The 2,196-nt window shown below is 50.8% G+C and carries 2 protein-coding genes and 1 pseudogene; all 3 read right to left on the bottom strand.

From position 1 onward, the window contains the following. Positions 1 to 355: pseudogene (locus Q0369_RS03840) on the bottom strand (hypothetical protein); the annotation flags it as partial. A gap of 141 nt (positions 356 to 496) precedes the next feature. Then, positions 497 to 925 carry a hypothetical protein gene (locus Q0369_RS03845; protein ID WP_298096235.1) on the bottom strand — a complete coding sequence of 143 codons (429 nt, stop codon included), beginning with the start codon at positions 923 to 925 and terminating at the stop codon, positions 497 to 499. 466 nt (positions 926 to 1,391) lie between these two features. After that, positions 1,392 to 2,196 (bottom strand): tetratricopeptide repeat protein (locus Q0369_RS03850; protein WP_298096239.1); only part of this gene is annotated, 805 nt, incomplete at its 5' end.

Genomic DNA, 2,196 nt, shown 5'->3' on the forward strand with positions numbered 1-2,196 from the left:
CGATTTTGCGAAATTCTTTACGGCTGATGCCGGCATTCGGATCGTAGCTAAAATTTGGATCTACCTCGCGGATAGCGGCGCGGACGAAAACGTCTTTATAAAACGCTTTGTAATCCCCCAGCTCGCTGGTCACTCGGCTCGCGTTAGCCATTAGCGCGGCTTGAAAAAACGGAATATAGATAATGATGAAAAATAGCGGTGCAAGGTGATTTTCAAAAAGACGCCCTACGGCAAATCCGCCGCCTACGGGCAGTATAATTATAAATAAAATCCCCAAAAACAGATACTTTGCAAATGCTAGCCGACACTCTTTTTGCTTTTTTGCGGTGGCAACTATCGCTTCATTTATGTTCAAATTTTGCCTTTTTCTAAATTTACGCAGCGGATTTCGCGCTCGGAGCGAATTTTAGCAAAATTTGCGCCGCAAAGATACGGCGAGCGTGAGTAAATTTTATTCGGCGGATTAAATTTATGAAATTTACGTTGCAGCGGCGATCTACTCGGACGTGCGCTGATTTAGCCACATTTTAAGATTGCCCGCGCCCTCTTTTAGCACCCCAAATCCTGCGGCGGCAATACAGACAAAATTAATTAGCGAGCCCCTCCCGCTGACGTTTAAAATCCCAAAGCCCACAATCCACAGCGCCGTGCCGAAGCCAAGCGTGCACACGGCGGTCGCGATCCCCAGCTTGCGGCGTAAGAGGCTTGGTTTGCGCGCTACCTGAACCCGCGTAATCACGTAGCTGCCCGCATATCCTCCGCGGATGAAATACGCGCGCGCAAGCTCGCCCTCCTCTACGGGGATATCGTTAAACTCGCCGCGCAGCTTCACGCCGTCTATCTCGAAAAATACCCAAATTTTGCTATTTCCTCTTGCAGCATGGACGCGGAGATTTCTAACCTCGCCCGTGATCTCATATTCCAATTTGCCTCCTCAAACAGCTTCGCGCTTTGCTTCCGCGCTAAATTCCGCGCCGTAAAATTTTAAAATCAAAATTTATGCCTTGCTTGCAGCGCCGTCCGTAAAATTTTAAAGTTGAGATTCTGCAAGTCCTGAATTTAGAGCTAAGCCTTAAAATTTCATAGCGATAGAATTTCAAGTAAAGCTCCGCCGCTAAATTTAACTAATCGCATGCATGGGCTATCTACGCCTTGCCGAATTTCACGCGCCGCAAAATCGCGGCGAAATTGCGTGCGCTACAAAAGCTCACAAACCCGTCGCGGCAATATCGCAGACAAAGCCCATCGAAAAAACTGATACCGCGCGACGAGCAGCGTAGATAGACGGCGCAAGGCAGGTAGCACAACAGACGCCATACTACAAACGGCGCACGGCAAGCATACAAAACAAATGCCTCGCGACGGATAATGTGCACCAGGTTACCAAGCGCCTACTTCTTTAAAATTTGCTCTTTCATGAATTCGTAGAGCTGGCAGGATTTTTTATTGCCCGCATCGCAGCCCTTTTTGACCCATCCAAGCCCCTTGGAAAATCCGCGCAGATCCCCCTTGCTCACATACAAATAGCCTAAATTATTGCAGGCATCGCCGTAGCCCAGCTCGCAGGATTTAGTGTAAAGCTTCTCTGCCTTGTCGCGATCCTGCGGCGCGCCGAGACCCTTATCATACGCAACGCCGGCGTTATAACAGCTATCCACTAGCCCTCCGTCACAGCCTCGCTCGAAAAAGCTCACCGCCTTTGCCGGATCCGCCGCAAGCCCGAAACCGTCCGTGAAATAGACCACGGCCGCATTGTGGCAGCTCTTGGCATAGCCCAAATCGCAGGCTTTGATATAGTGCCGAGCTGCCGCAGAGAAGTCCCTACTCAGGCGCCCCCTTTGATACAGGTTGCCTAGCTTGTGGCAAGCTACGGCGACGTTTTTATCGCACGCTGCGTCATAAAATACGCCCGCTTGCGTCGCATTACCCTCGCCGTCGTATAGGGCTCCCAGATCAAAGCAGCTATCTTTCTCGCCCGCCTCGCAAGCCTTGACAAAAGCGGGCTTGGCGCCATCGTAATCTCCGCGGGAGAGCTTGTCGTGCCCCAGCTGCGCGCAGCTTACGCCATCGCCGCGGTAGCATTTAAACGATAAAACGGGCGACGGCAAAAAAAGCACCATAACCAAGACGCAAACGGCGATAGAAAGTGCCGTTATGTCGATGATCTTTCTCATATCTATCCTTTTTGCGGCGATG

It is taken from the genome of uncultured Campylobacter sp. (assembly GCF_938030685.1).
Classification (GTDB): domain Bacteria; phylum Campylobacterota; class Campylobacteria; order Campylobacterales; family Campylobacteraceae; genus Campylobacter_B.